At 62.3% G+C, this 25501-nt stretch carries 15 protein-coding genes; 3 read left to right on the top strand and 12 right to left on the bottom strand.

Translation table 11 applies throughout. The features are described from left to right. Positions 1 to 86: 86 nt before the first annotated feature. Positions 87 to 7805 (bottom strand): hypothetical protein, encoded by a 7719-nt coding sequence (locus tag JKL46_RS36315; protein WP_281399879.1) that lies wholly within the window; start codon positions 7803 to 7805, stop codon positions 87 to 89. 564 nt (positions 7806 to 8369) lie between these two features. Here JKL46_RS36315 and lexA point away from each other — a divergent pair. Further along, positions 8370 to 9074, top strand: coding sequence for a transcriptional repressor LexA (lexA, locus tag JKL46_RS14940; RefSeq protein ID WP_201834132.1), 705 nt, complete (start codon positions 8370 to 8372; stop codon positions 9072 to 9074). Here lexA and JKL46_RS14935 read toward each other — a convergent pair. After that, positions 9052 to 11325, bottom strand: coding sequence for a ComEC/Rec2 family competence protein (locus JKL46_RS14935; protein ID WP_201834130.1), 2274 nt, complete (start codon positions 11323 to 11325; stop codon positions 9052 to 9054). The genes lexA and JKL46_RS14935 overlap by 23 nt on opposite strands. Before the next feature lie 141 nt (positions 11326 to 11466). Between JKL46_RS14935 and gltX the strand changes: the two genes are divergently transcribed. After that, positions 11467 to 12897 carry a glutamate--tRNA ligase gene (gene gltX / locus JKL46_RS14930; RefSeq protein ID WP_201834128.1) on the top strand — a complete coding sequence of 477 codons (1431 nt, stop codon included), beginning with the start codon at positions 11467 to 11469 and terminating at the stop codon, positions 12895 to 12897. A 170-nt stretch (positions 12898 to 13067) separates the two neighbouring features. Further along, complete coding sequence (gene gltA, locus JKL46_RS14925) at positions 13068 to 14360, top strand: citrate synthase (RefSeq protein ID WP_201834126.1); 1293 nt, start codon at positions 13068 to 13070, stop codon at positions 14358 to 14360. A 134-nt stretch (positions 14361 to 14494) separates the two neighbouring features. On the opposite strand, the gene lpxB is transcribed toward gltA, so the two are convergent. The 10 genes from lpxB to JKL46_RS14875 form a co-directional block, all read right to left on the bottom strand. Next, a complete protein-coding gene (gene lpxB / locus JKL46_RS14920; RefSeq protein WP_201834123.1) occupies positions 14495 to 15673 on the bottom strand; it encodes a lipid-A-disaccharide synthase in 1179 nt (392 codons plus the stop codon). Further along, entirely contained in the window at positions 15666 to 16535 is an 870-nt protein-coding gene (locus JKL46_RS14915; protein WP_246529330.1) for an LpxI family protein, read from the bottom strand. The genes lpxB and JKL46_RS14915 overlap by 8 nt, the downstream gene beginning before the upstream one ends. Further along, positions 16532 to 17344 carry an acyl-ACP--UDP-N-acetylglucosamine O-acyltransferase gene (lpxA, locus tag JKL46_RS14910; protein ID WP_425493274.1) on the bottom strand — a complete coding sequence of 271 codons (813 nt, stop codon included), beginning with the start codon at positions 17342 to 17344 and terminating at the stop codon, positions 16532 to 16534. The genes JKL46_RS14915 and lpxA overlap by 4 nt, the downstream gene beginning before the upstream one ends. Further along, positions 17341 to 17805 carry a 3-hydroxyacyl-ACP dehydratase FabZ gene (gene fabZ / locus JKL46_RS14905; protein WP_201834119.1) on the bottom strand — a complete coding sequence of 155 codons (465 nt, stop codon included), beginning with the start codon at positions 17803 to 17805 and terminating at the stop codon, positions 17341 to 17343. Before fabZ ends, lpxA begins: the two co-directional genes overlap by 4 nt. A gap of 40 nt (positions 17806 to 17845) precedes the next feature. Continuing rightward, positions 17846 to 18910 carry a UDP-3-O-(3-hydroxymyristoyl)glucosamine N-acyltransferase gene (gene lpxD / locus JKL46_RS14900; protein ID WP_201834117.1) on the bottom strand — a complete coding sequence of 355 codons (1065 nt, stop codon included), beginning with the start codon at positions 18908 to 18910 and terminating at the stop codon, positions 17846 to 17848. Between the two features lie 36 nt (positions 18911 to 18946). Then, positions 18947 to 21328 carry an outer membrane protein assembly factor BamA gene (gene bamA / locus JKL46_RS14895; protein WP_201834115.1) on the bottom strand — a complete coding sequence of 794 codons (2382 nt, stop codon included), beginning with the start codon at positions 21326 to 21328 and terminating at the stop codon, positions 18947 to 18949. 166 nt (positions 21329 to 21494) lie between these two features. After that, a complete protein-coding gene (gene rseP / locus JKL46_RS14890; protein WP_201834113.1) occupies positions 21495 to 22658 on the bottom strand; it encodes an RIP metalloprotease RseP in 1164 nt (387 codons plus the stop codon). 37 nt (positions 22659 to 22695) lie between these two features. Then, the gene (dxr, locus tag JKL46_RS14885; RefSeq protein WP_201834111.1) at positions 22696 to 23862 is read right to left on the bottom strand and encodes a 1-deoxy-D-xylulose-5-phosphate reductoisomerase; all 1167 of its coding nucleotides are present in this window, start codon (positions 23860 to 23862) and stop codon (positions 22696 to 22698) included. Between the two features lie 6 nt (positions 23863 to 23868). Next, positions 23869 to 24726, bottom strand: coding sequence for a phosphatidate cytidylyltransferase (locus JKL46_RS14880; RefSeq protein WP_201834108.1), 858 nt, complete (start codon positions 24724 to 24726; stop codon positions 23869 to 23871). A 2-nt stretch (positions 24727 to 24728) separates the two neighbouring features. After that, positions 24729 to 25496, bottom strand: a complete 768-nt coding sequence (locus JKL46_RS14875; RefSeq protein ID WP_201834106.1) for an isoprenyl transferase — start codon at positions 25494 to 25496, stop codon at positions 24729 to 24731. Positions 25497 to 25501: the final 5 nt, after the last annotated feature.

Here is a 25501-nt window from a genome sequence, read left to right as displayed (position 1 = left end):
AATCTGATTTTTAATAACGTTTCATTTTCTGGTTGTCGAGGCATCTGCATTGGCAGGCACTGATCGCCAAAAGGCCGATCGGCTCCCTAGATCACACGGAAGTTGTCGTGGTTGAGGGAAAAGGCGTCGAGGACTGCGATCAGGATAGCCTGCTCACCGCCGACACCGTCGAAATCGTACATCAAGTAGCCCATGTTGGGATCATAGATGAGCCGATGCGCTTCGGTTGTTGCCTGATCCCCCAAGGTGAAGGCGTCCTCCGAAACCGCGCCTTCCTGACCGAACGCCTCGAAGATCGACAGCTTCAGGTGGATCTTGTCCTCGGCCGCATTGAAGTCGACCAAGAGATCGACATTCGTCTCGTCGAGCCATGTGTCAAAGACGAACACGTCGGCTCCATCTCCGCCAGCCAACTGGTCGCTGCCATATGATCCATAAAGGGTGTCGTTCCCGCCGCCGCCGTTCAGGTTGTCGTCACCAGAGCTGGCTTTAATCAGATCATCGCCGTTCCCCGCGACCACAACCTCCGTCATGAGATTGATGACGCCAAGGAAGACATCAAAAGGTTGCGATGTGACACCATTGAGCGTGACTGAGATCTTGAGATTATAGAGGCCAAGATCCTCGAAATCGAGCAACACGCCATTTTTGACTCTGAGGAAGTTACCGTCGATGTAAAACCGTCCGCCCGCATCGTCCTCGAGATTGAAGGTGTAAGTACCTGTGAGGTCGCCCCCGATTACCGACAGATCGGTAACGAATGAGTCCGTGGGGGTGAGTTCGTCCACGAATTGCCGAGAGAGCCGCACACCTGTGGGCACGCTGTCCTTCTGATAAAGGACGCTATCGATCCAGACGTTCTCGATGCCCTTGGCCCAGAGGTCGTGCACATAGGCATTGATCTGGTCCCTGGTGGCGGGAGTGCCTTCGTCTCCAATATTCTGCCGAAGAGCATAGACCGTGTCGGCGTCGCCACCTTCGTCGATCTCGACCACGTCGCCCCTGTTTCTCAGGTAGTAGATATCGTCGCCCTTGCCGCCGATGAGGGTATCCGGGCCGCCATCGCCACTATCGAGGATGTCGTTGCCGTCTCCACCATCCAGCCAGTCGCTGCCTTCGCCACCGTTCAAGTGGTCGTCGTCGTTTCCGCCGTAGAGCGTGTCGTTGTCGGCACCGCCATCGAGCCAATCGTTGCCGAAGCCGCCGACGAGAGTGTCCTCGCCTTCGCCGCCTTCAAGACGATCGGCTCCATTGCCGTTGTCCTTGCCGTCCTCCTTGTCGTCGGAGATCAGGTCATTGCCGGCGCCGCCCATCAAGGTGTCATCGTGCGCACCGCCATAGATGGTGTTGTCGTATTTGTTGCCTATGATCTCGACGCCGAAATCGACATCGTCTGCGACCTCGAGGATCTCGACGCCGACACCGTCATCAAGGGTGTAGCTCGCGACATGGATGATGGCGGTATCGATGCCTCCGATCGCGGGATCGACGTCCTCGACGATCGGCGGGCTGTCCTCGTGGACATGATAGACGTTGTTCTCGGGACCGGTTCCTCCACCGGTATAGAGTTCTTCGTCGACATAGACGTTCTCGATACCTTTGCTCCAGAGGTCCGCGACATAAGCGGTGACGTCGTTTTCGTCCTCGACGCCATTGCCATCGAAGTCTCCGATGTTGCTCGAGAGAACCCAGGCCGTGTCGTTGTCGCCTCCTTCGTCGTTCTCGATAACGTCTCCTTCATTCCAAAGGTAGTAGACATCGTCGCCGGCGCCGCCGCGAAGCGTGTCCGGTCCGCCGCCCTTACCGCCGTCGAGAGTGTCGTTACCGTCACCGCCATCGAGCTGATCGTCGCCTTCGCCGCCGTCCAGGGTATCGTCGCCGATCTCGCCGAAGAGCGTATCGTTATCCTTGCCGCCATCGAGCCAATCGTTGCCGAGACCGCCTATGAGAGTGTCTTCTCCGGCCTCGCCCTCCAGCCGATCGTCGCCGCTGCCAGGATTCTTGCCGTCTTCCTCATCGTCGGAAATCAGGTCGTTGCCGTCGCCGCCGCGAAGCGTATCGTTTCTCAGGCTGCCATAGATGGTGTTGTCCTGGCTGTTGCCGTTGATCGTGACGTCGAACGAGAGTCCATCCACAACCGACAAAACCTCGACACCGACGTCCTCGCCGAGCGTGTAGCTCGCGACATGGATGTTGGCGCGGTCGAAACCGCCCTTTGCCGGATCCAGATCCTCGACGATCGCCTCGCTTTCCGGGTAGACCTCGTAGATGTCGTCTTTGCCGTACGCCACCTCCTTGCCGTCGACGTAGATGTAGATCTCTTCGATGCCGTTATCCCGGAGATATTCGGCATAGGCCTCGATGGCATCCCAATCGACTTCGCCATCCGTCGCGAAGTTGTCCGCAACGAGGTAGACCGTGTCGGTGCCTTCATCCTTCCCTGAGCTGAAGTCGATCTCGTCGTCGGCATCCATCAGGAAGTAGGTGTCGTTGCCGGCACCGGCATGCAGCGTGTCGGCCTCGCCGTCGCCGACGGCTTTGCCTTGAGCGTCGAAGAAGCCGCCATTGAGGGTATCGTTACCCTCGCCGCCGAACAACTCATCGGCACCGCCGCCGCCGATGAGCGTGTCATCGCCGTCTTTGCCGTCAAGGACGTTGGCATGCTCGTTGCCGGTCAGCTTGTTGTCGCCGTCGTGGCCGATCAGGCTGGCGCTCCCGGCGCTGCCGTCGAGAATGCCGTTCTCGATGACGTCGTCTAGTTCGTACGCGCCGGTGGTGAACACTACAACCGTGTCGGTGCCCTCGCTGCCGTCCTCTCCGATCGTCTCGTGACCGCGCACGATATACGTGTCGCTGCCCTCGCCACCGTTCAGGAAGTCGTTGCCGGCGCCGCCGTCGAGCGTGTCGTCGCCCGCCTCACCGTAGAGCGTGTCGCCGCCCTCGCCGCCGATGAGCACATCGTCGTCGCCAAGGCCGTAGATGGTGTCGTTGCCCTTGCCGCCGTCGAGCACGTCCTTGCCGGGCGTGCCGAAGATCTCGTTGTCGCCATCGTTGCCCTCGATCACGTCGGTCAGGGTGATCGTGATCTCCTGAGCCGCCGACGGCTGGCTGCCGGCATAGGCCACAACCGTCAGCGTCAGGGTCGCCAGCATCTCGAAGTCGAGCTCGTACCCGTTCTTCACCCGCAGCCGGAAGGCGCCGTTCTCGACCACCACCTCGAACATCTCGGCATGATCGCCGGACAGATCGTAGCCGGTGATCGCGTCTCCTTCCGGATCCACCGCGCTCAGCACACCCAGATCGGTCGTGTTCTCGGCCACCGTCACCGCGGTCGCGCCCTCCAGCTGCACCGTGTGCGGCCCCTCGTCGACGTCCGTGATCGTGATCGTGACGTCTTTGTAATCGGTGAGCCCATGCCGGTCGGTCACGAGGATCCTGAACGAATAGCTGTCCCGCTCCTCGCGGTCGAAGACCGCTCCTTCCGCCACCAGGACGCGCCAGGTGCCGTTGTCGTTGACGATGATGAAGCGTCCGCTCTCATCGATCCGGTCGCCCGGACCCTGCCCGTTCACGAAGCTGAAGCTGGGCGTGTCGCCGACGCTATCGTGAGCCCCGAGGACACCGACTTCATCGCCCTCATGGGCGTCTTCGCGGATCGTGCCGCCGGTGAAGCTGACATTCGTGGGTGCGCGATACAGCTCGCCGTCGATGTAGATCTCCTCGATCGAGCTGTTCAAGAAGGCCGCCATATCGAGCGCTTCGGCCCGGCCCAGGTTACTTCCGGTAGTCAGATGCGCCACGTCATGGCCGCGGCTACCTTCGTCGTAAACCTCATCGTCGACGCTATCGACATAATACGTATCGCCGCCCTCACCGCCGATCAGGACGTCATCGCCCTTGCCGCCGTCGAGCGTATCGTCGCCCTCACCGCCTGTAAGGACATTGGCGCCGTCATTACCGGTCAGCTTGTTGTTGCCGTCGTTGCCGTTAAGGCTTGCGTTCCCGGCACTACCAGCGAGGCTGCCGTTCTCGATGCCACTGGCAAGCGTGAATTCACCATACGCGGTCACGATGACGAGATCGACGTCATTGCCTCCGGTGCCATCGTCGTAGGTCTCATCATCGACGCTGTCGACATAATAGGTGTCGCTGCCCTCACCACCGCTCAGGGTGTCCACGCCCTCGCCACCGTCGAGCAGGTCATTGCCGCCGCCGCCATTCAGTGTGTCATTGCCGGCCCTGCCATAGAGCTTGTTCGCACCATCATTGCCGACGAGAACGTTGTCTTCCTCGTCACTCCCAGTGAGATTGATCGAAGCGTTGCCTTCTATCGCCTGCAGAACCTCGATGCCCGTTCCCGCCTGGAGCGTGTGGTTGAAGTCTACGATGACGGTGTCGTAGCCGTCCGATTCTTCCGGGTCTTCGGATACGACGCCATCTTCGCTATCGACGTAGTAGGTGTCGTCCCCGTAGCCGCCCGACATAAAGTCGTTTCCGGCGCCCCCTTTGAGCACGTCATTGCCGCCATGCCCGTAGAGGGCGTCATTGCCGGCTCCGCCCAGAAAGGTATTGTCGTCCTCGTTGCCTTCGAGTGAGTTGTCTTTATCGGTACCGATAAGGGTCACGCCGTAGCCGCTGGTCGACGAGATCTGCCCGTTCTCGATTCCCTCAGCAAGCTTATAAGTGCCGCCAGGCCCATCGACGATCAGGAGATCGTTGCCGCCACCGGTGTCGGCCTCAACGTCGTCCAGATCGTCCACCCAATAAGTGTCATTGCCGTCGCCACCATTGAGCGTGTCACGGCCCTGATTACCTTTGAGAACGTCGTCTCCGGCGCCGCCATACAGACGATCGAAGCCAAGGCCGCCCGTCAGCTTGTCGTTTCCGCCGTGTCCTTCCAGGGTATCGTCGCCACCCTCGCCCCAAATCTCATTCGCAGCGTTGTTGCCCCAGATGATATTCTTGTCGTCACTGCCAGTCAGCTTGATCGGATTGCCACTGTCGGCTGCCTGGAGGATCTCGATGCCGCTTCCGCCCCGGAGCGTGTAGTCGAAGTTGACGATGACGATGTCTTTGGTCCCGCCGGAATCAAGATTTTCTTCGTAGAAAGTGTCTCCTGGAACCCCGACATGATAGATGTCGTTGCCCGTGCCCCCTTCCATATGATCCTTGCCGGCATTGCCGTCCAGAATATCGTCGCCCGCCTCACCGTAGAGCGTATCGTTGTCATCTCCGCCGTTGATGACGTCATTGTCGTCGCCACCCCACAGGGTGTCCTGTCCGACGTCGCCATTCAAGAAGTCTTTTCCGACGTCGCCTCGAAGCTGATCGTTGCCGTTCCCGCCGTTGAGGACGTCGTCGCCCCCATAACCGTACAGGAAATCATTTCCATCGTGTCCGTTGAGGATATTGGCCTTCTCGTTGCCCTCTAATGTATTGGCGAAACCATTGCCGCTCAGCGTGACTCCGTCGAGGCCGGCGCTGATCTGCCCATATTCGATGCCTTTCGAGAGGATATATTCGCCGTTCGCTTGGGTTGCGATCAGCCGGTCTGAATCACCTGACGTGTCTTCTCCGATAGAATCGCCAAGATCGGCCCAGTAGGTATCGTTCCCTGCGCCGCCGATCAGCGTATCATCGCCTAGTTCACCCTTGAGGACATCGTCTCCGTCGCCGCCGACGAGGCTATCCCTGCCGCTACCACCTAAAAGGGAATCATTGCCGCCATGACCTTCGAGGGTGTCGTTGCCGTCCTTACCGTCGAGGGTATTGGTTCCGTCATTGCCGATGATGATGTTGTTTTCTGCGTCGCTGCCAGTGAGATTAATCGTTGCAGTGCCTTTTTCTGCCTGCAGAATCTCGATTCCGGTGCCCGACTGGAGCGTATAGTCAAAGCTGACAATGACGGTATCCGTGGTGCCACCACCGCTTTTGGTATCGGTCTCAAGGACGCTATCGCCTTTGCTGTCGACATAGTAAGTGTCGTTGCCTGCGCCTCCCTCCATGTAATCGTTACCGGATCCACCATTTAAGGTGTCATTTCCGTCACCGCCGAGCAGCCTGTCGTTGTTGGCACCGCCATCGAGCGAGTCATCACCGAGAGCGCCGTCAAGCCTATCGTCGCCCGCATACCCACTTAATGTATCGTTGCCAGCATCACCCCAAAAGATATTGCCATTGGCGTCGCCCCCGAACACGTCGGCGCCGCTGGATCCGTTGAAGACGTCTATATCGAAATAAGTGTCACCAGTCGCAGCGCCGGTGTTGGTGCCGAGACTGGGATCCAAGAAGACCCTGACAGGCCCTTGACCCGCATAACTGACAGTATTCGTACCGCTTCCGCCTACGAAGACATCGGCGGCCGTATCGGTGCCACCATGCATGTAATTGTCGCCGCTGCCACCTTGGAGATAATCGCTGCCATCATTGCCATATAATTCGTCGTTACCCTGTCCGCCTCTGAGAGTGTCGTTGTGGGCACCACCGACCAGCGAATCGTTGCCGTCGTGACCGGATAGCCGATCGTTTCCACTGCCTCCCAAAAGTGTGTCATTACCAACCGTTCCAGCGTAGTGGTCATCTTGCTGATTACCTACGAAATTGACTTGGTTCCTGCGCACATCAAACGTTTGGCTGCGGATATAGCCGCCGGCCGAATTCCACGCCGTCGTCCACGTGATGGTAAACCTGCCGTCATCATGCGAGATGATCCGTGGGTCGATCTGCGCGCCCCCGTTAATCGTGCTGACGACGAACTCCAGCCCTTCTCTGACTCCGGGAGCAGAGAAAACCTGGGCTTTAATGACACTGGTACCGCCCTGTTCCTCGACCCAGGCCACGACAAAACTTGTACCTAGTGGGCTGGGCAGACTGGCTATAACGGGCTTGCTGTCGTTGCCATCGGTTGTCGGATCGATAATAAACTCACTTCCAACACGATTTCCGTTGGCGTCGACCGCTTGACCGCGCATTGTCGTTCCGGCGGGAGTGACTTCCAGCCATGTCACGACCATATGCCCATTTTTTAAGGCGGTGATCTCAACGTCCTTGAATTCGTACCCAGGTCGGTCGGTAATGGCGCTCTTTAGGACAACTAGAGTATCTTGTGGGGCACCGTACGTCTTGATGCGGAGAACAATCTCGCTGCGAAATTCAGTACCAGTTTGATGATCAGGGTCCCGTCCTCTCGCAAACACTCTTTTCTCTGTTATCGCATGCATTTCTCCAATGGATCCGATATAGGCGAAGTCATAATCGACGGCATACAGGCCAAGGGTGGAATTATCTCCAACAGCGGTGCCGCGTGCGTCAAACTTTTGTTCCCTGAACTCAGTGCGATATTCTAGGTCGGGCCATGGAGGCACAACATTGCCGGTTACTTTGTATAGGACGGAGTAGCTGCCATTTCCGAGATCGACGACCTTCGCATTGGTGAGCGCGCCAGATGTGTGGGACACGGGATCGGCCAAGGTGCTCGATCCATCTGGTCTGACGATCTGAGTAAATATTTTGTTTGCCGACTCATAGGCGACCACAAACGTCCCGTTCGACAGGGCAGTGATGGAGGGCCTTATCTGGTCCATCACACCAGGATAGATATTTAAATCGAAGGCTGCGTTGATAACGGTGCCGTCGAACTCGACAATCTGACCGACGACCTTTGTTATGTTCCGGCCCGGAACCCATTCTTCCCAGACCGTCATCATCGTTCCATCTGGCGCAACGGCCGTCGCCGCACGGTTCTGCGTCTGCGCGATGTTGTGAACCCAGTCCTCGCTGTTCCACCGTGTTACCCCACCAGCCATGACACTCTCCGCGCAGAATACGTTACTTAATGTTATATTAAGGCGTTATCGCATCAAAGCGGCGCGAGATGCAACCCTCTTACGGTCAAAAGTTCACTTTTGATTTACTCTGAGGGTTAACGGACGGACTTTTCGTGCATCCAGATGAAGGCCGAGACAATGGCCGCGGCGAAAGCGCATCCAATAGATCAAATTCAAGGATAGTCTACGTCCCGTCTATTTATATAGGGCAGTAGAAACGTTGTCTTGTGCTTGAACATTCAATTCATACACGACATTACTTTTCGTCAAGATCGCCGACTAGATTTATATTATACTCGTCATTTCTTTCCCATCTTTGCCAATGATCCGACAATAGGATTATTTGTACGTGCAAGGCGCCGGCGATCGAAGGCGCAGCGGCATTGTCCCGCCCTGCCAGCGAGCGAGATTGGGTTCCTACTTCGCTTTATCCCACCACTTATTCCCCAGCTTAGCAGCACACTTGCGGAACACAGCGAGAACGGCTACCTTGTTCCTGATTTGTTTCAGAATCGCTCCGCTGGGGAGCAGTAAGGGCCTGCCATGCTGACGCGTAAACAGCACGAATTGCTCCGCTTCATTCATGAGCGGCTGCGTGAAACCGGGGTTCCGCCCTCCTTCGACGAGATGAAGGATGCGCTCGACCTCAAGTCGAAATCCGGCATCCATCGCCTGATCACGGCGCTCGAGGAGCGTGGCTTCATCCGCCGCCTGCCGAACCGGGCCCGGGCGCTGGAGGTGATCCGCCTGCCCGAGAGCACCAGCGGTGCCGGCAGCCAGCGGCGCTTCACGCCGAGCGTGGTCGAGGGCGGCCTTGCCGGCAAGGCGAAGGCCGCGCCGCAGCCCCAGGCCGATCCGCGCGACCGCGAGATGTCGATCCCGGTCATGGGCCGGATCGCCGCCGGTGTGCCGATCTCGGCGATCCAGACCCGCAGCCATTCGATCACGCTGTCGGGCGATTTCCTCTCGCAGGGCGACCATTTCGCCCTGGAGGTGCGCGGCGACTCGATGGTCGAGGCCGGCATCCTCGACGGTGACCTCGTGGTGATCAAGCGTCAGGATACGGCCAATACGGGCGACATCATCGTGGCGCTCATCGACGACGAGGAGGCGACCCTGAAGCGCTTCCGTCGCCGCGGCTCCTCCATCGCGCTGGAGGCCGCCAATCAGGCCTACGAGACCCGTGTGCTCGGCCCCGACCGGGTCAAGATCCAGGGCAAGCTCGTCAGTCTGGTTCGCCGGTACTGAGATCCTCGTCAGGAAGATCCTGCTCAGGGACAGGCCGCGCGCGCCGCGGCTTTTCCTGAGCGCGAGAGGCGACGGATTGTGAGGGATTTGGCGTCGACCAGGGCCGCACCTCCCGCCCCTCCCTGACCGACAGGATCTCGACATCCTTCGGTCCGAAGCGCAATGTCGTCGCGCCGCGCTCCTTCAAGGCATTGCCGTCGAGGAGAAGATCGACCGAACAGGTCGGCGGCGCCTCGAGCCGGGAGATAATCACGGACGCTCTTCGACAATCCTCCTCGAAAGCAGCGACGTTCTGCACGAAGGCAATCCGCCTTCCCTGTTCGGCAATGACGACGCATCCGGCATTGTCACATCGGGAATCCTGCCTGAGCCCCGCATCGTCGACGCTCCGCCCATCCCCATCGGCCCGAAGCCACTGTTCCACGACGAAATCGGACGGCCGTCCGACCAGGGTGAGTTTCCCTCCGGCGCTGCGGATGGCGGCGCCTGCCCCGTCCCGGTCGACGAAGAGGTCATAGCGCGCCGGCATGGCGGCCATGGCGAGCCCTGCGCCGGTAGGCAGAATTGCAAGCCATCGCAGAGCCGATACCGGAATCGTCACCACGAGCAGCGCCAGGCTCAGAAGCGCCAGCGCGCCGATGCTCAGGGCCGGCACGACGAGCGTCGATCCGTTGAAGCCTCCGACCCAGGCGGATACCTCGAGCACCTGCGATACGGCGGCTCCCATGAGCTGCCAGACCGGCCGGTCGAGCCCGAACGGATAGGCGAGTACGCCGAGAACAGCCGACGGCATGACGACGAGAGAGACGAGCGGCAAAGCCAGTGCATTGCCGATGAGGCCGTAAGGGTTGAGGCTTTGGAAATGATAGGCCGAAAAAGGCGCGGTCGCGAGGCTCGCCACCAGCGTCGTGATCAATAATCCCAACACGGCCTGAAAGCCCCATCTCAGCGCTCGCTCAAGCAATGTGGCGGGCCCCGTTTCGCGCCTCGACTGCATCATCGGAACGAGCGCCATCATTGCCGCGACGGCGCCGAAGGACATCTGGAAGCTCGGGCCCAGCAGCGCCTCGGGCTCGCGCGCAAGAACGATAAGCGCCGCGATCGACAGGTTGCGGATGCTCAAGGCAGGCCGGTCAACGAGCATCGCGCCGAACATCACGAGGGTCATGACGAGCGAGCGCTCCGTGGCGACGTCGGAACCGGAGAAGATGCAGTAGATCGTCGCGCCGATCATGGCTGCAACCGCTGAGATCTTCTTCACGGGCCAAAGCAGGGCGGCCGCAGGAGCAAGCGCCAGCAGGGCGCGCACCAGCCAGAAGAACGTGCCGGCCGCGAGCACCATGTGAAGTCCCGAGATCGACACGATGTGATAGATGCCCGCGCCGCGCAGCACCTCGTTGGCCGGCTCTGGAATGAGACCGCGCTTGCCCGTCACGAGCGCCGCGCCGACGCCCCCGGCTGCGCCTCCGATGGAGGAGGCGATACGATGCGTGAGTGCATTGCGGGCCTCGTCGACCTGTGCGGCCAGAAGCAGTGTCCATTCCGGCTTCGCGGGCGAATCGAGAACCCGCACCTGCCCGACCATGGAACCGACGGCGCCGATCCCCTTGTAATAGGCGTCGCGCGCGAAGTCGTAGCCACCGGGCCATGCGGCTTCCGGCGGTGGCAGCAGCCGGGCCGTGCCGGAGACGAACTGCCCGGCATTCAACACCGTCCCTTTGCGGATCGTGACCCGCACGAGCCGAGGCCGCTCCGCTTCCGCGACACCCTTCATCTCCGACACGCGCAGAAGAAGCCGCTGCCCCTCCTCCCGGTCTTCCACCGCTTCGATGAAACCGGCGAGCGGGGCGATGACGATGCGGTTGAGAACGGGTGCCGACACGCTGCGCGTGCGAATGGTTCCGGCGGCAAAACCGGCGAAGATCGCCGCAAGGGCAATCGTCATGGACAACGCCAGGATGCGGCCGCGCAGGATGAAAGCGGCGAAGCAGGAGATCGCGAATGCCCCGAGCGGCGCCCAGAGCGCGGGCGGCCCGTCGGCCTGGAAAAACAGGAGGATGCCGATACCGAAATACACAGCGATCCAAGGGAACAGCCGGCGCTGCTCGATCTCCCGGGCAATCGCCCGCGACAGCCAACTGCGCCCGTCGAAGAGGCTCCAATCGATGCCGGCGCCCCAGGCCCGCGGCAAAGCCACCGCGCGTGCCGAGGCGCGCGGGATCCTGCTCGGTTTTGCCTGGTTGTCTTGCATCGCTGGTTCGGCTTAACGCGGGTTCCGTTGCATGCTAGACGACCGCACCGCTCCGGCCCAAGCCGCCCTGTGGATTGAGTCGGCTGACGTTGCGGCGTATAGGCCGCGCGAAATCACGTTTTTCAGTCAAGGTTTTCTGCGATGACCGTTGTCACCCGCTTCGCCCCCTCGCCCACCGGCTTCCTGCATATCGGAGGCGGACGCACAGCCCTGTTCAACTGGCTCTATGCCAAGCGGCATGGGGGAAAGATGCTGCTGCGGATCGAGGACACGGACCGGGAACGCTCCACGAATTCCGCCATTGCGGCGATCCTCGACGGCCTGAAATGGCTCGGGCTCGACTGGGACGGCGACGCGATCTACCAGTTTTCCCGCGCCGCCCGCCACAAGGAGGTGGCCGAGAGCCTGCTGGCGCAAGGCCGCGCCTATTACTGCTATGCCAGCCAGCAGGAGCTGGAAGAAATGCGCGAGAGCGCCCGCAAGGAAGGCCGGCCCCTGCGCTATGACGGCCGCTGGCGCGATCGCGATCCGTCCGAGGCCCCGGCGGGCGTAAAACCCGTCATCCGCCTGAAGGCCCCGACCGAGGGCGAGACGGTGGTCGAGGATCAGGTGCAGGGCCGCGTGGTCTGGCAGAACAAGGACCTCGACGATCTCGTGCTTCTGCGCTCGGACGGCACGCCGACCTACATGCTCGCCGTCGTGGTCGACGATCACGATATGGGCGTGACCCATGTGATCCGCGGCGACGATCATCTCACCAATGCCGCTCGCCAAACCCAGATCTACCAGGCGCTTGGCTGGGGCGTGCCGACGATGGCGCATATCCCGCTCATTCACGGGCCGGACGGCGCGAAGCTGTCGAAGCGTCATGGCGCCTTGGGCGTCGAGGCCTATCGCAGCATGGGCTATCTGCCGGAGGCGCTTCGGAACTATCTCGTGCGGCTTGGCTGGAGCCATGGCGATCAGGAGATCTTCTCGACACAGGAGATGATCGACGCTTTTGATCTCGGCAGCATCGGGCGCTCCCCGGCCAGGTTCGATTTCGCCAAGCTCGAGAACATCAACGGCCACTATATGCGCCAGTCCGACGACGAGCATCTGGTGCGCGCCCTTGAGGATCTGCTGCCGGAGCTGGAGAAGGACGAGCACCATCTCGGCCGCACCTTCAAGCCGGCCCTGCGGGAGAAGCTGGTCGCCGCCATGCCCGGCCTGAAGGAGCGTGCCAAGACCCTCGTGGAGCTTCTCGACAGCGCCTATTACCTCTACGCCCAGCGCCCGCTGCATCTCGACGAGAAAGCCGCAGGCCTGCTGGCGGACGGCCGATCCCGCCTTACCGGTCTGGACGCGAAGCTCGATGGAGTTTCCGATTGGTCGGCCCAGAGCGTGGAGGCGGTCGTGCGCGAGCATGCCGAGGCGATCGGGGCCAAGCTCGGCCAGGTGGCGCAGCCGCTTCGGGCGGCGCTCACCGGGCGCGCGACCTCGCCCGGACTCTTCGACGTGATGGCGGTTCTCGGCAAGGATCAAACGCTGTTGCGGTTACGCGATCAGCTCAAGGATGCATCTGCTGCATAGCAAGCGTTTGTCGCCTTTAGACGTGCTTGCCCCCACCATACGGATAAGCTACCCAAGGCGCCATAATCCTACCCGACCGGCAAACCCTGGTTCGGCAGCCCGAAGGGCTACCCTGCCTCCATGGCTGCACTAGGTTCTGCCCGGCCTCCGTTTTGAAAGGGCCATGACGCATGAGTTCCCCCACCAGCACCGTCACCGTTGACAACAAGTCCGTGGAACTGCCGGTCAAAGAAGGCACGATCGGCCCGAGCGTCATCGACATCTCGAAGCTCTACGGTCAGACCGGGATGTTCACCTACGATCCCGGTTTTACCTCGACCGCGGCCACCGAGTCGAAGATCACCTATATCGACGGCGACGCCGGCATCCTGCTCTATCGCGGCTATCCGATCGATCAGCTCGCAGAGCATGGCGACTTCCTCGAGACCTGCTATCTGCTGCTCTACGGAGAGCTGCCGACCGCAGCCCAGAAGGCCGATTTCGACTATCGCGTCACGCGCCACACCATGGTGCACGACCAGATGCACCGGTTCTTCACGGGCTTCCGCCGCGATGCGCACCCGATGGCGATCATGGTCGCCTGCGTCGGCGCGCTCTCGGCCTTCTATCATGACTCGACCGACATCTCGGATCCGCACCAGCGCATGATCGCCTCGATGCGCATGATCGCGAAGATGCCGACGCTCGCCGCCATGGCGTACAAGTATTCCATCGGCCAGCCCTTCGTGTATCCGCAGAACGATCTCGACTACACCTCGAACTTCCTGCGCATGTGCTTCGCGGTCCCGGCGGAGGAGTACAAGGTCAACCCGGTGCTCTCGCGCGCGCTCGACCGGATCTTCATCCTGCACGCCGATCACGAGCAGAACGCCTCGACCTCGACCGTGCGTCTCGCCGGCTCGTCGGGCGCCAACCCCTTCGCCTGCATCGCTGCCGGCATCGCCTGCCTGTGGGGTCCCGCTCATGGTGGCGCCAATGAGGCGGCGCTGAAGATGCTGGAAGAGATCGGCACGCCGGATCGGATTCCGGAATACATCGCCAAGGCGAAGGACAAGAACGATCCGTTCCGCTTGATGGGCTTCGGCCACCGGGTCTACAAGAACTACGACCCGCGCGCGCGCATCATGCAGAAGACGACGCATGAGGTGCTCAACGAGCTCGGCATCAAGGACGACCCGCTTCTGGACGTTGCCATCGAGCTCGAGCAGATCGCGCTCAAGGACGACTACTTCGTCGAAAAGAAGCTCTATCCGAACATCGACTTCTATTCGGGCATCACGCTGAAGGCGATGGGCTTCCCGACCTCGATGTTCACCGTGCTGTTCGCGCTCGCCCGCACGGTCGGCTGGATCGCCCAGTGGAGCGAGATGATCGAGGACCCGTCCCAGCGCATCGGCCGCCCGCGCCAGCTCTATACCGGCGAGACGGAACGCGACTACGTGACGGTCGCCCAGCGCGGCTGAGCGAATTGCTTAAGCTGAAGAAAAGGGGCCGAAAGGCCCCTTTTTTGTTGCTCCGCCTAGTTAAACCTCTGACGTCATGGCCGCACTTATTCCGGGGATGACGCGCAGGGAGAATGCTACCCTGAACGCCTCTTTCAGCCGCGCTTTTTCGAGTCGAGCACCTCTTGCACGACGCGCGCAGCCCGCTCGCTCGGCACTTCCTCACCGATCTTCATGAGAGCATCGAGCCTGGCGAAGGCTTCGATCTGCCTTTGGCGCTCGGGCGTGTCGCTCAGAAGCGGCAGAAGCGCGTCGGCGAGTTTCTCCGGCGTGCAATCCCATTGGATCAGCTCGGGAATGACGTTCTCGCCGAGCACCAGATTGGTGAGAACAATGGAGGGTGCCTTGATGAGGTATTTCAGCACTTCCTCGATCTTCGAGACGCGATAGGCCACCACCATCGGCACGCCGGAGAGGCCGAGTTCGAGCGTCACGGTTCCAGACGCCGCAAGAGCGGCATCGGCCTCGCGGAAAGCCGCCCATTTGGCGTCCTCACCTTCGACGATCCGCGGCTTTACGCTCCAGCCTTCGGCCTGTGTCCGGATCTCCTGCGCGAGATGGGAGACGGCGGGGATCGTGACCTCGAAAGGACGCGGTGAGCGCTCCTTCAGCAGCGCCAAGGCGGCCCCGAACGGCTCCATGAGACGGCCGACCTCGGAGCGGCGGCTGCCTGGCAGGACCAGAAGCCTGATCGGCCCATCGGCATTCCCGCCGCGCTCTCCGCGTGCGGGGCGGATCTCGCCGAGACGCTCGATCAGCGGGTGACCGACGTAGGTCGTCGGCGGGCCGCCGAGTCGCCTATGCGCCTCAGGCTCGAAGGGCAGCAGGGCCAGAAGGTGATCGACATAGGCGCGCATCTTCGGCGCGCGGCCCGGCCGCCAAGCCCAGACGGAGGGGCTGACATAATCGACGATGCGGATCTGCGGCGCGCGCTGTCGTACGGCCTTGGCGACCCGGTGGGTGAAATCAGGACTGTCGATGATGACGAGCAGGTCCGGCCTCGCCTTCACCACCGCATCTGCCGTGAATCGGATGCGCTTCAGGATGGAGGGGAGCCGGGCGATGACGGCGGAGAAGCCCATCACGGCGATCTCTTCGAGCGGAAACAGGCTGGTCAGGCCCTCCCTCGCCATCGCATGGCCGCCAACGCCGCCGAAACGCAGATTGTCCGCACCAAGACGGGTCTTGAGCGAGCGCATCAGCTTGGCGCCGAGCTGGTCTCCGGATTCCTCACCTGACACGATCCAGATCGTCAGCGGCTTCGTCTCAGGCAAGCGTTTTCTCCATCCAGGGCAGGTCGACACTCGTCAGAAAGAGGCCGAGACGATCCGCAATGCGCAGGGTCTCATCCTGCTCCAGCACGAAGGTCGAGCCCGCTCCGATGGCGATGCCGGACAGGCCCGCCCTTGCCGCCTCGACGACCGTCTTCGGCCCAATGGTCGGCATGTCGACGCGCAGATCCTGTCCGCGCTTCGCGGCCTTGATCAGCACTCCGCCCTCCTCCCGGCGGCGCAGGCCGAACAAGGATTGCCGCATCTTCCGCACGCGCCGCATCATGCGGTCCGTTCCCTCGGGCCCCTCGATGGCCAGCACATGGCGGTGAGCGACGATGGCGCCCTGGCCGATATCGAAACCGGACAGGGATGCGAGAAGATCGATGCCGATGCCGATGGCTTCCCGGTCTTCCATTCCGGCCTGCCGCGCGCCTGTCAGGTCACGGGATGCAACGAGATCGGGAGCGAGTTCATGGGCGCCGACCACCTTATGCCCGCGCTCTTCGAGCAGCATCACCGCACCGCGCAGAACCTGATCATCTCCGCGGCTGATGACCTCCTTCACCTCGTGCATGTTCCGCAGCAGCGAGTAGGCGCTCAACAGCGCCGAGAAGCCGGGACGTCGCACCGCGCCCACGAGGGAAACGGCCTGCGGCCGCCAGCCCTCGAGGGTGCTCATGATGGTTTTGAGGTCGAGAAGGTCGACGGTGGCATGGGCGCGGCGCTGCAGCTCGGCTTCCGCGAAGCCGCGGAAAGCCAGCACCCGGACCTCCTGCCCCTTCCGCTCGAGATGGTTCAAGAGCTGAATGGGAAGCTGCCCGGCCCCGGCGAGGATCGCGATGGGGCCTTGAGGCATGGTCATCCCGCCGTGCTGACGGGATCCCTTGGCGTGCAGATGGCGCGATCCTTGCCCTCACGGATGAAGTCGAGGATCTCATGCACGAAGGGGTGATCGTCGAACTCGCCGGCGACGTCCTCGACGCGCTCGGACAACGTGCCCTCGTCCGCAAACAGCAGGCGATAAGCGCGGCGGATGTCGTGGATCTGCTCGCGGGTGAAGCCGCGCCGGCGCAAACCGATGATGTTGAGGCCGGCCAGATGCGCCCTGTTGCCCATGGCCATACCATAGGGAATCAGGTCGTTCTCCAGGCCCGACATGCCGCCGACGAAGGCGTGCGAGCCGACGCGGGCATACTGGATCACGGCCGAGCCGCCGCCGAAGATCACGAAATCGCCCACCGTGACGTGGCCTGCCAGCATCACGTTGTTCGACAGGATGCAGTCGTTGCCGACCTTCGTGTCATGGCCGACATGGGAATTGGCCAGAAAGGCGCAGCGGTCGCCGATCACCGTGCGCAGGCCGCCGCCTTCGGTGCCGGGATTCATGGTCACGCCTTCGCGGATCATGCAATCGGCCCCGATCTCAAGGGTCGAGGATTCGCCCTTGTACTTCAGGTCCTGCGGAATGTGGCCGATCGAAGCGAAGGGGAAGATCCGCGTCCGGGGGCCGATCTTCGTCCGCCCCGCCAGAGCGACGTGGCTCATGAGCTGGCAGCCCTCGCCGAGTTCGACCTCGGGGCCGATTGTGCAGAACGGACCGATCTTGGCGCCGGCGCCGATCTTTGCGCCATCCTCGACGACGGCTGTCGGATGAATCAGCGTTTCCATTATTCAAGCACCAGCATCGCACTGACCTCGGCCTCGCAGACGACCTTGCCGTCGACCTTCGCCTCGCCCTTGTACCACCACATGTTGCGGCGGTTGTTCAGCTTGCGCATGTGAAACTCCACCCGATCGCCCGGCTCGACAGGCTTGCGGAACTTCACCTTGTCGATGGTCATGAAGAACACCTGCTTCGGCTTCGCCTGCTCCGCGATCTTCGCCTTGACGCAGATGGCCCCGGCCGTCTGGGCCATCGCCTCGATCAGGAAAACGCCCGGGAAAATCGGGCGAGAGGGGAAATGGCCGCTGAATTGTGGCTCATTGAAGGTGACGTTCTTGATGCCGATGCAGGAATTGTCCCCGTCGATCTCGATGATCTTGTCGACCAGGAGGAAGGGATACCGGTGCGGCAGAAGCTCCAGGATCTCCATAATATCGGCGGTTTGAAGCGTGGCTGGCGCTTCGGACATGGCTTGAACTCCGGAGAAAAGTGTATGCCTTCAACGAACGTTATGAAGACGCGTCGTCGTCTTTGGCCGAATTGTCACCGGATGCAAGCTTTTTCAGAGCCATGATCTCGCGGAACCATTCCCGCATCGGGCGGGCCGGGATGCCGCCCCACCGTGCGCCTGCCGGAACGTCGCCGTTGACACCGCTGGTCGCGGCGATCTGGGCACCCATGCCGATCCGCACATGACCCTTCACGGCGACCTGCCCGCCGAGCGCCACGTAATCCTCGATTGTGGTGGAGCCTGCGATACCGACCTGGGCGACGATCACGCAATGCCGCCCGATCACCACGTTGTGGGCGATCTGGACCAGGTTGTCGATCTTGGTGCCCTCGCCGATCACCGTATCCCGGCTCGCGCCGCGGTCGACGGTGGTGTTGGCACCAATCTCCACATCGTCCTGGATGATCACGCGCCCAACCTGCGGCACCTTCAGATGCCCCTGCGGTCCCATGGCGAAGCCGAAGCCGTCCTGGCCGATGCGCACGCCTGGGTGAAGAATGACCCGGTTGCCGACGAAGGCATGGGAGACGGTCACGTTGGCGGCAATCGAGCAGTCCCGGCCGATCTTCACCTGGGGACCGATGACCGCGTGGGCGCCGATCAGGGTGCCTGAGCCGATTTCCGCATGCGGGCCGATGACGGCGCCGGGATCGACGCGGACCCCGTGTTCCAGCCGGGCCGAGGGGTGGACGAAGGAGCCGGGGGAGATCCCCGCCGAGGCGAACGAGGATTCCGGCCGCATCGCAGACGGAAACAGGATTGCCAGCACCTGCGCGAAAACGCGATACGCCTGCGGGGTGACGAGGGCCACCGTGTGCGCAGGCACCTTGGCGGCAAAGCGCGGAGTGACGAGGCAGGCCGCAGCGCGCGTGGCCGCCAAAGCGCCGCCATAGGCCGGGTTGTCCATATAGGCGAGGTCGCCCGGCCCCGCGCTCTCAAGCGGCGCGACGCCACGAAGCAAAAGCTCCCCGTCGATGCCGTCGGGGAGCTTTGCATTCGCCATCTCCGCCACCTGACGTAGATTCAACGTCTGGCTCTGCGGAAAGAAATTGGATTCTGTCATGAATAATAAGTGAGGGCGCCGCTGCGCCCTCCCCGATTAGAAGCGTGTGCCGCCGGAGAACCGGAAGGCCTGAGTCTGGTCTGCACCGATCTTGGCGCCGTTCGCCAGAGGAACGCCCTCTTCCTTCGAGAGAGCATACGCGTAGTCGAAGCGGATCGGACCGAGGGGCGACGACCAGAGGATGGAGGCGCCGATCGAGGACCGGATCATCTTGCTGTCGAGCACTCTGATGCAGTTCTGCGGCTCGTTCGGGTTCTGCACGCAGCCGCTGATCGGATCCAGGATGCTGCCGGTACCCGTGTTGAACGTGGTCGGGCCTTCGTAGCCGTAGAGCGTACCGGCATCGGCGAAGATGGCGCCCTTCAGGCCCAGCTCCCGCGGCAGACCCCAGATCGGGAACTGCACTTCGAGCGTGCCGCCGAAATAGGTGGTGCCGCCAACGGCGTTCGCACGGCTGTCGAGGCTCGAGATATCGCGCGGGCCGATGCCGTTGGGCGCGAAACCGCGAACCAGCGACGGGCCCATGAAGAAATGGTCGACGATGCGCAGGTCGCCGTTCGTCCCATCGTCGTCGCCGCTATTGAAGCCGATGATGTGGCCACCCTGGATGCGGGCGATACCGACCACATCCTCGAACAGCTCGCGGTAGTACCGGGCATCGCCGGTCGTACGGAAGTAACGGGAGTCACCACCAAGGCCGGCGAAGTCCGTCTTCACCTCGGCATAGAAGCCGTTGCGCGGCTCGCGGATATTGTCGAGCGTGTTGTAGTTGAAGGTCAGGCCGGCCAGCGACGTGAGCGTGTCGCCCTGCGATTCCTTGATGGCAAGCGAGGCCTCGCCGTTGCCTTCGCAGAACGCACGGTTCGGCGTGCCGTTGGCGTTGAGCAGCGTGTAGCCGGGGATCGGCGCCGAGCAGTCGTTATAAGGCTGCTCGAGGTCGTTCGGGATGGTGAGATTCTGCTGGTACAGCGAGTAGCGGGCCGTAACCGTGAACTCTTCCGTCATCGGAAGTCCGAGGCGCAGCGTACCGCCGGTCATCCGGTTCTCGTAACGGGAATACCGGGTCTGGTCGCTGAACTTGGAGAACAGGTCGATACCCGCCGACATCCGGTAGCCGAGGAAGTACGGCTCGGTGAAGGAGAAGTCGATACCATGCGCGCGCTGGCCAAGCTGACCGGCGAGACGGACGAACTGGCCACGGCCGAGGAAGTTGGTCTCGGTGACCGAAACTTCGCCGATGAAGCCGTCGGCCGTCGAGTAGCCGCCCGAGATCGCGAACGAACCGGTGGACTGATCCTCCACATCCACGTTGACGATCACGCGGTCGGCCGAGGAGCCGGGCTCGTTGGAGATGCGGACGCGCTTGAAGTAGCCGAGGTTGTTCAGGCGGCGCTCGGCGCGGTTGATGAGCACCTGGTTGTAGGCATCGCCCTCACCCAGCTCGAATTCGCGACGGATCACGTAGTCACGGGTACGGCTGTTGCCGCGAACGTTGATGCGCTCGACGTAGATCCGAGGGCCTTCCTCGATCACGTAGCCGAGGTTGACGGTGCGGGTCGAGGGATCGCGGGTACCGACCGGGCGAACCTGAGCGAAGGGATTGCCCTGACGCCCGACGCTGATCGTGATTGCCTGAACGGACTTCTCGACGGCCTCCGCGTTATAGACGGAGCCTGCCGAAGTCGAGACATCCCTGCGCAGCGCATCGCCATCGACACCCGGGAGGCGGGAATCGACGCTGACATTGCCGACCCGGTACTGCTCGCCCTCTTCCACCGCGATGGTAATCACGTAGCCGCCGGCATTGGGGTCGAACGTGACGTCATTCGAAATGATCCGGAAGTCGGCATAGCCGTTCTTCAGGTAGTAGCGGCGGATCAGGTCGAGATCGTTCGAAAGACGATCGGGATCGTAGACGTCGGTGCTCTTCAGGAAGCTCAGGAGATTGGTCTCGGTGGTCTGCATGAGGCCGCGCAGACGGCTGGACGAAACCTGATTGTTGCCGACGAAGCGGATTTCCTTCACGCCGGTCTTGTCACCCTCGTTGATGGTGTAGACCACGTCGACCGTACCGTTGGGCAAATCGACGAGGCGCGGGGTCACGGAGGCCAGACCGCGACCGGAACGGCGGTAGATCTCGAGGATCCTCTCGACGTCGGCGTCCACGGCAGCCTGATTGTACGGAGCGCGGGCGCGGGACTGAAGCTGATCCTCGATGAGAGCCTTCTCGACCTTCTTGTTGCCCTCGATCACGACCCGGTTGACGACGGGGCCCTGCGCGGTCGAAGCGCGGCGATTCCCCGGAGTTCCCTGCGCGAAGGCGGTGTCCGCGGCCGTAATCCCGGCCATCAGCGCGCTGATCGCGATAACGGCGGTGGTGGCCGGCTTTTTCCGGCGAGGCGTGGTCGTCGACATCATCAACTGGCCCGTTTCTTTTATCTTCTGTCCTAGCGAGGGAGGCCCCGCAGGTTGGAAACGAGTGCCCCCAACCTTATCCGTGTGACCGCTTGTACAAACTTTCGCCGCCATTGCAAACGGCACATCCACAACAGAGTACCAATTTTTAAAGGGCGTGGCGTCCTTGTCACGATCCCTGCGCTAGGAAACTACTGCCAAGGTGAACAAGGTCATTCCAAGTGGCGAAAAGCATGAGCATCGCCACCAGGGCAAACCCGATTCTGAAGCCGATTTCCTGCGCTTTCTCGCTCAGAGGACGCCCGCGAACCGCTTCAATGGCATAGAACAGAAGATGCCCTCCATCCAGCAGCGGAATGGGAAAAAGGTTAATAAGGCCTATCGAGACGGACATGAAACCTATCAGGCTGACGAGGCTATAGACCCCTCCCACATCGAAGGCGGTCCCGGAGGCCCGGGCGATTCCGATTGGCCCCGAGAGCTGATCGGCCGATTCCCATCCCAGCACCAGGCGACGGATGAAATTGAGAGTCCGGTCGACCAGATTCCAGGTTTCCACCGCCGCCGCCTTGACGGCTCCCCAAGGGGAATAGGTCAGGCGTTTGATGGCCGAGGGGTCCCGCGAAGCCTCGACGCCGAGAAGGCCGATGCGCTGCTTGCCGAAGGGGCTGGTGCGCTCGACGAGATTGGGAATTGCCGTCAGAGCGACCGTTTCGCCGTTGCGCTCGACGGTAAAATGCAGAGGCTCGCCGGCGCTCGAGCTCACGATGAGCTGCATGTCGGCGAAGGTCTGGATCTGTCGGCCGTCGACCGTCAGGATCAGATCCTTGGGCAGGAAACCCGCCTTTTCGGCCGCACTTCCGGCCTGAACGGCCTCGATCCTGGGCTCCAGAACCTGCCGTCCGTTGAAGTAGTTGAAGCCGGCAAAGATGGCGATGGCCAGGATGAAGTTGGCGATCGGGCCGGCGGCGACGATAGCCGCTCGCTTGGCGACATTCTGATGGGGAAAACTAACCGCTCGCTGGTCGAGGGGCATCCGATCGAGCTGTTCCTGGTCGGGAACGCTGGCCGCGTTGAGATCGCCGACGAACTTGACGTAGCCGCCGAGGGGAATCGCCGAGATCTTCCACCGGGTGCCCTTCTTGTCGGTCCAGCCGAACAGCTCGCGCCCGAAGCCGATGGAGAAGGCGGTGACGCCGACGCCGCAGAGACGGCCGACCCAGAAATGGCCGAACTCGTGGATGAATACGACCACCGTGAGCACCACGAGGAAGGAGATCAGGGTCAGGAACAGGGAACCTGTCGCGCCGCTGATCATCGTGAGGTATTCCATCTTCGTCCCTTTCGCGCTCGGTCAGAGCTGCGTTGTCTCAGGCATGGGCAGGCATGAGGCCCATGGCCGCCTCGCGCGCTTCCCGGTCAATCTCCAGGGCGTCGGCAACGATCGCCGGTGCCGATAGCCGTCTTCCCGAAAAGGTCGAGCAGACACTCTCAACCATTTCTGAGATATCGTAAAATCGGATGCGGCCCGCCCTATAGGCCTCGACGGCGATTTCGTTAGCGGCGTTCAGGACGGTCGGCATCGCACCTCCAGCCTTCAGCGCAGCCTTGGCCAGAGATAGGCATGGAAACCGCTCTTCGTCAGGTCGGTCGAAGCTTAAACGGCCAATCGCGGCAAGATCGAGACGCGGCAGGTCCATCTGAAGCCGCTCCCGATGCCGCAGGGCGTTGGCGATCGGCACCTTCATGTCCGGCAGGGCAAGACCGGCAGTGACCGCACCGTCGCGCCATTGCACCAGCCCATGCACGATGGCCTCCGGATGGACCAGAACGTCCAGACGCTCGGCTTCGAGGCCGAACAGGTGATGCGCCTCGATGAGTTCGAGCCCTTTGTTCATTAGGGTGGCGGAGTCGATGTTGATCTTCGAGCCCATAGACCAGACCGGGTGGGCGGACGCCACGTCGGCATCGGCCTGGGCGATGCGCTCCTTCGACCAGGTCCGGAAAGGGCCGCCGGAGGCTGTTATCACCGCCTTTTCCACATCCCGGTTGAGGCCCGCCGCCAGAGCGTGATCGAGAGCGTTATGCTCGGAATCCACCGGCATGATCTCGACCCCGAGACGGCGGGCATCGGCCATAAAGGCCTCTCCGGCACAGACAAGGCTTTCCTTGTTGGCCAGGGCGATGCGCCTGCCCGCCTTCAGAGCGGCATGCGTGGGGGCCAGCCCGGCCGTCCCGCTGATCGCAGCAAGAACGACGTCAGTCTCGCGCGCGACCGCTTCGAGGATCGCGGACTGGCCCGCCCCACTCGCGATCCCCGTTCCGGACAACGCCTCCTTGAGGGTCTCGCCCCCCCGTTCATCGGAAAGGGCTGCGAACCTCGCCCCAAGGCGCCGGGCGACCTCAGCCAAGGCGGCGGCATCGCGCCCGCCGACAACGGCCTCCACGCGGAACTCGTCCCTGTGCGCCAGGACAACATCGGCCGTGGAGCGGCCGATCGAACCGGTGGCGCCGAGAATGGTGAGAGAGCGGGTCATCGATCCCTATGCGGTGAAACGAAGGGTCAGCAGCGAAAGCCCGACGATGAGGCACACGGCCCAGAAGCCGTCGAGTCGGTCCATGACGCCCCCGTGTCCCGGGATGAGGGCGCTCGAATCCTTGACGTCGCAATGGCGTTTGAGCGCCGATTCCCCAAGATCCCCGATCTGGCTCGCGATGGAGGCGATGACCGAGATGACCGCGACGCCGAACAACCCGAAGGGCAGCTTCAGGCCGTAACGGCTGCCGACCCAGCCCACCAGAACCCCACCGAGCGCGGCGGCAACCACCCCGCCGATAAAGCCCGACCAGGTCTTCTTCGGGCTGATCGCGGGGCAAAGCTTGGGACCTCCGAAGGCCCGACCGGTAAAGTAGGCGGCGATGTCGGTCGCCCAGACGACCGCAAACATCCACAGGAGAGCGAGGATTCCGAGATCGAGATGATCGCGCACGACGGGCGGCACGAGGACGATCACGGCGGCATAGGCGAAGCTCGCGACCGCCCACACCTTGTTGGTTGTCCCGCGCGTCGCGAGGGCAGCCGCAAGCGGGAAGACGATCGTAGCCCCGAGTACCAGTCCCAGGCCAGCGTCGGTCATCACGAGAATGCTCAGGACAACGAGGCCCGCCCCGAGGATCCCCTGCACGAGCCGGCGCGGCTCAGTGCCCGTCATGTCGGTCCATTCGACCATGATCGCGATGCCGGCGGCGAGCCAGAGGAGCGCGAAGGGCCAGCCGCCCCAATAGGCTGTCACGAGGGCGATGGCGATCATGACGATGGCGGAAAGAACGCGGGTCGTCAGTTCCTGGGACGGGGTCGGCTTGGGCTTGGATGGCAAGGACGAGCCTTGGTCTGGGGCCATCGTCAAACCGCCCGGGCGCTCAAGCCGCCGAAGCGGCGGTCGCGCCTGAAATATTCGTCGAGCGCCGCCTTGAACGCCGCCTCGTCGAAATCCGGCCAGAAGCACGGCAGGAAGACGAATTCGGAATAGGCCGTCTGCCAGGTCAAGAAGTTCGATACCCGCTGCTCGCCCGATGTCCGGATGACAAGATCGGGATCCGGGATGTCGTGGGTGTCGAGAGCGGCTCCCACCGTATCCATATCGATCGCCGCAGGGTCGAGCGTGCCTTCCTTCACCCGCCGGGCAAGGTCGCGCATCGCCGAGACGATCTCCTGGCGCCCACCATAGTTGAAGGCGATGACGAGGGTGAGGCCCGTATTGACGCGCGTGAGATGCTCCGCCTCGTCCAGCAGGAGCCGGATGTCGGAGGCAAGTCCCTCACGCTCGCCGATGATCCTGACGCGGATGTTGTTGGCGTGCAGCTCGGCGAGATCGTGCCTGACGAAGCGCTTGAGCAGGCCCATCAGGTCGGAGACCTCCTGGGCCGGCCGGCGCCAATTCTCGGCTGAGAAGCTGTAGACCGTCAGGTAGCGGATGCCGAGATCGCCGGCTATGCGCACCGCCCGGCGGATCGCCTCGACCCCGCGCCGGTGCCCCTCGAAACGGGGCAGGCCTCTCTGCGCGGCCCAACGGCCGTTCCCATCCATGATGATGGCAACATGGGCCGGCATCCCCTCGCCCGCTTCCCTGCGGGCAAGATCGGGAGCCGTCCGTTTGGCTTCGCCGCTCATATTTC

The sequence above is a fragment of the Microvirga zambiensis WSM3693 genome (genome assembly GCF_016735695.1).
GTDB classification, from domain to species: domain Bacteria; phylum Pseudomonadota; class Alphaproteobacteria; order Rhizobiales; family Beijerinckiaceae; genus Microvirga; species Microvirga zambiensis.
This window is presented reverse-complemented; position numbering and strand designations above follow the sequence as displayed.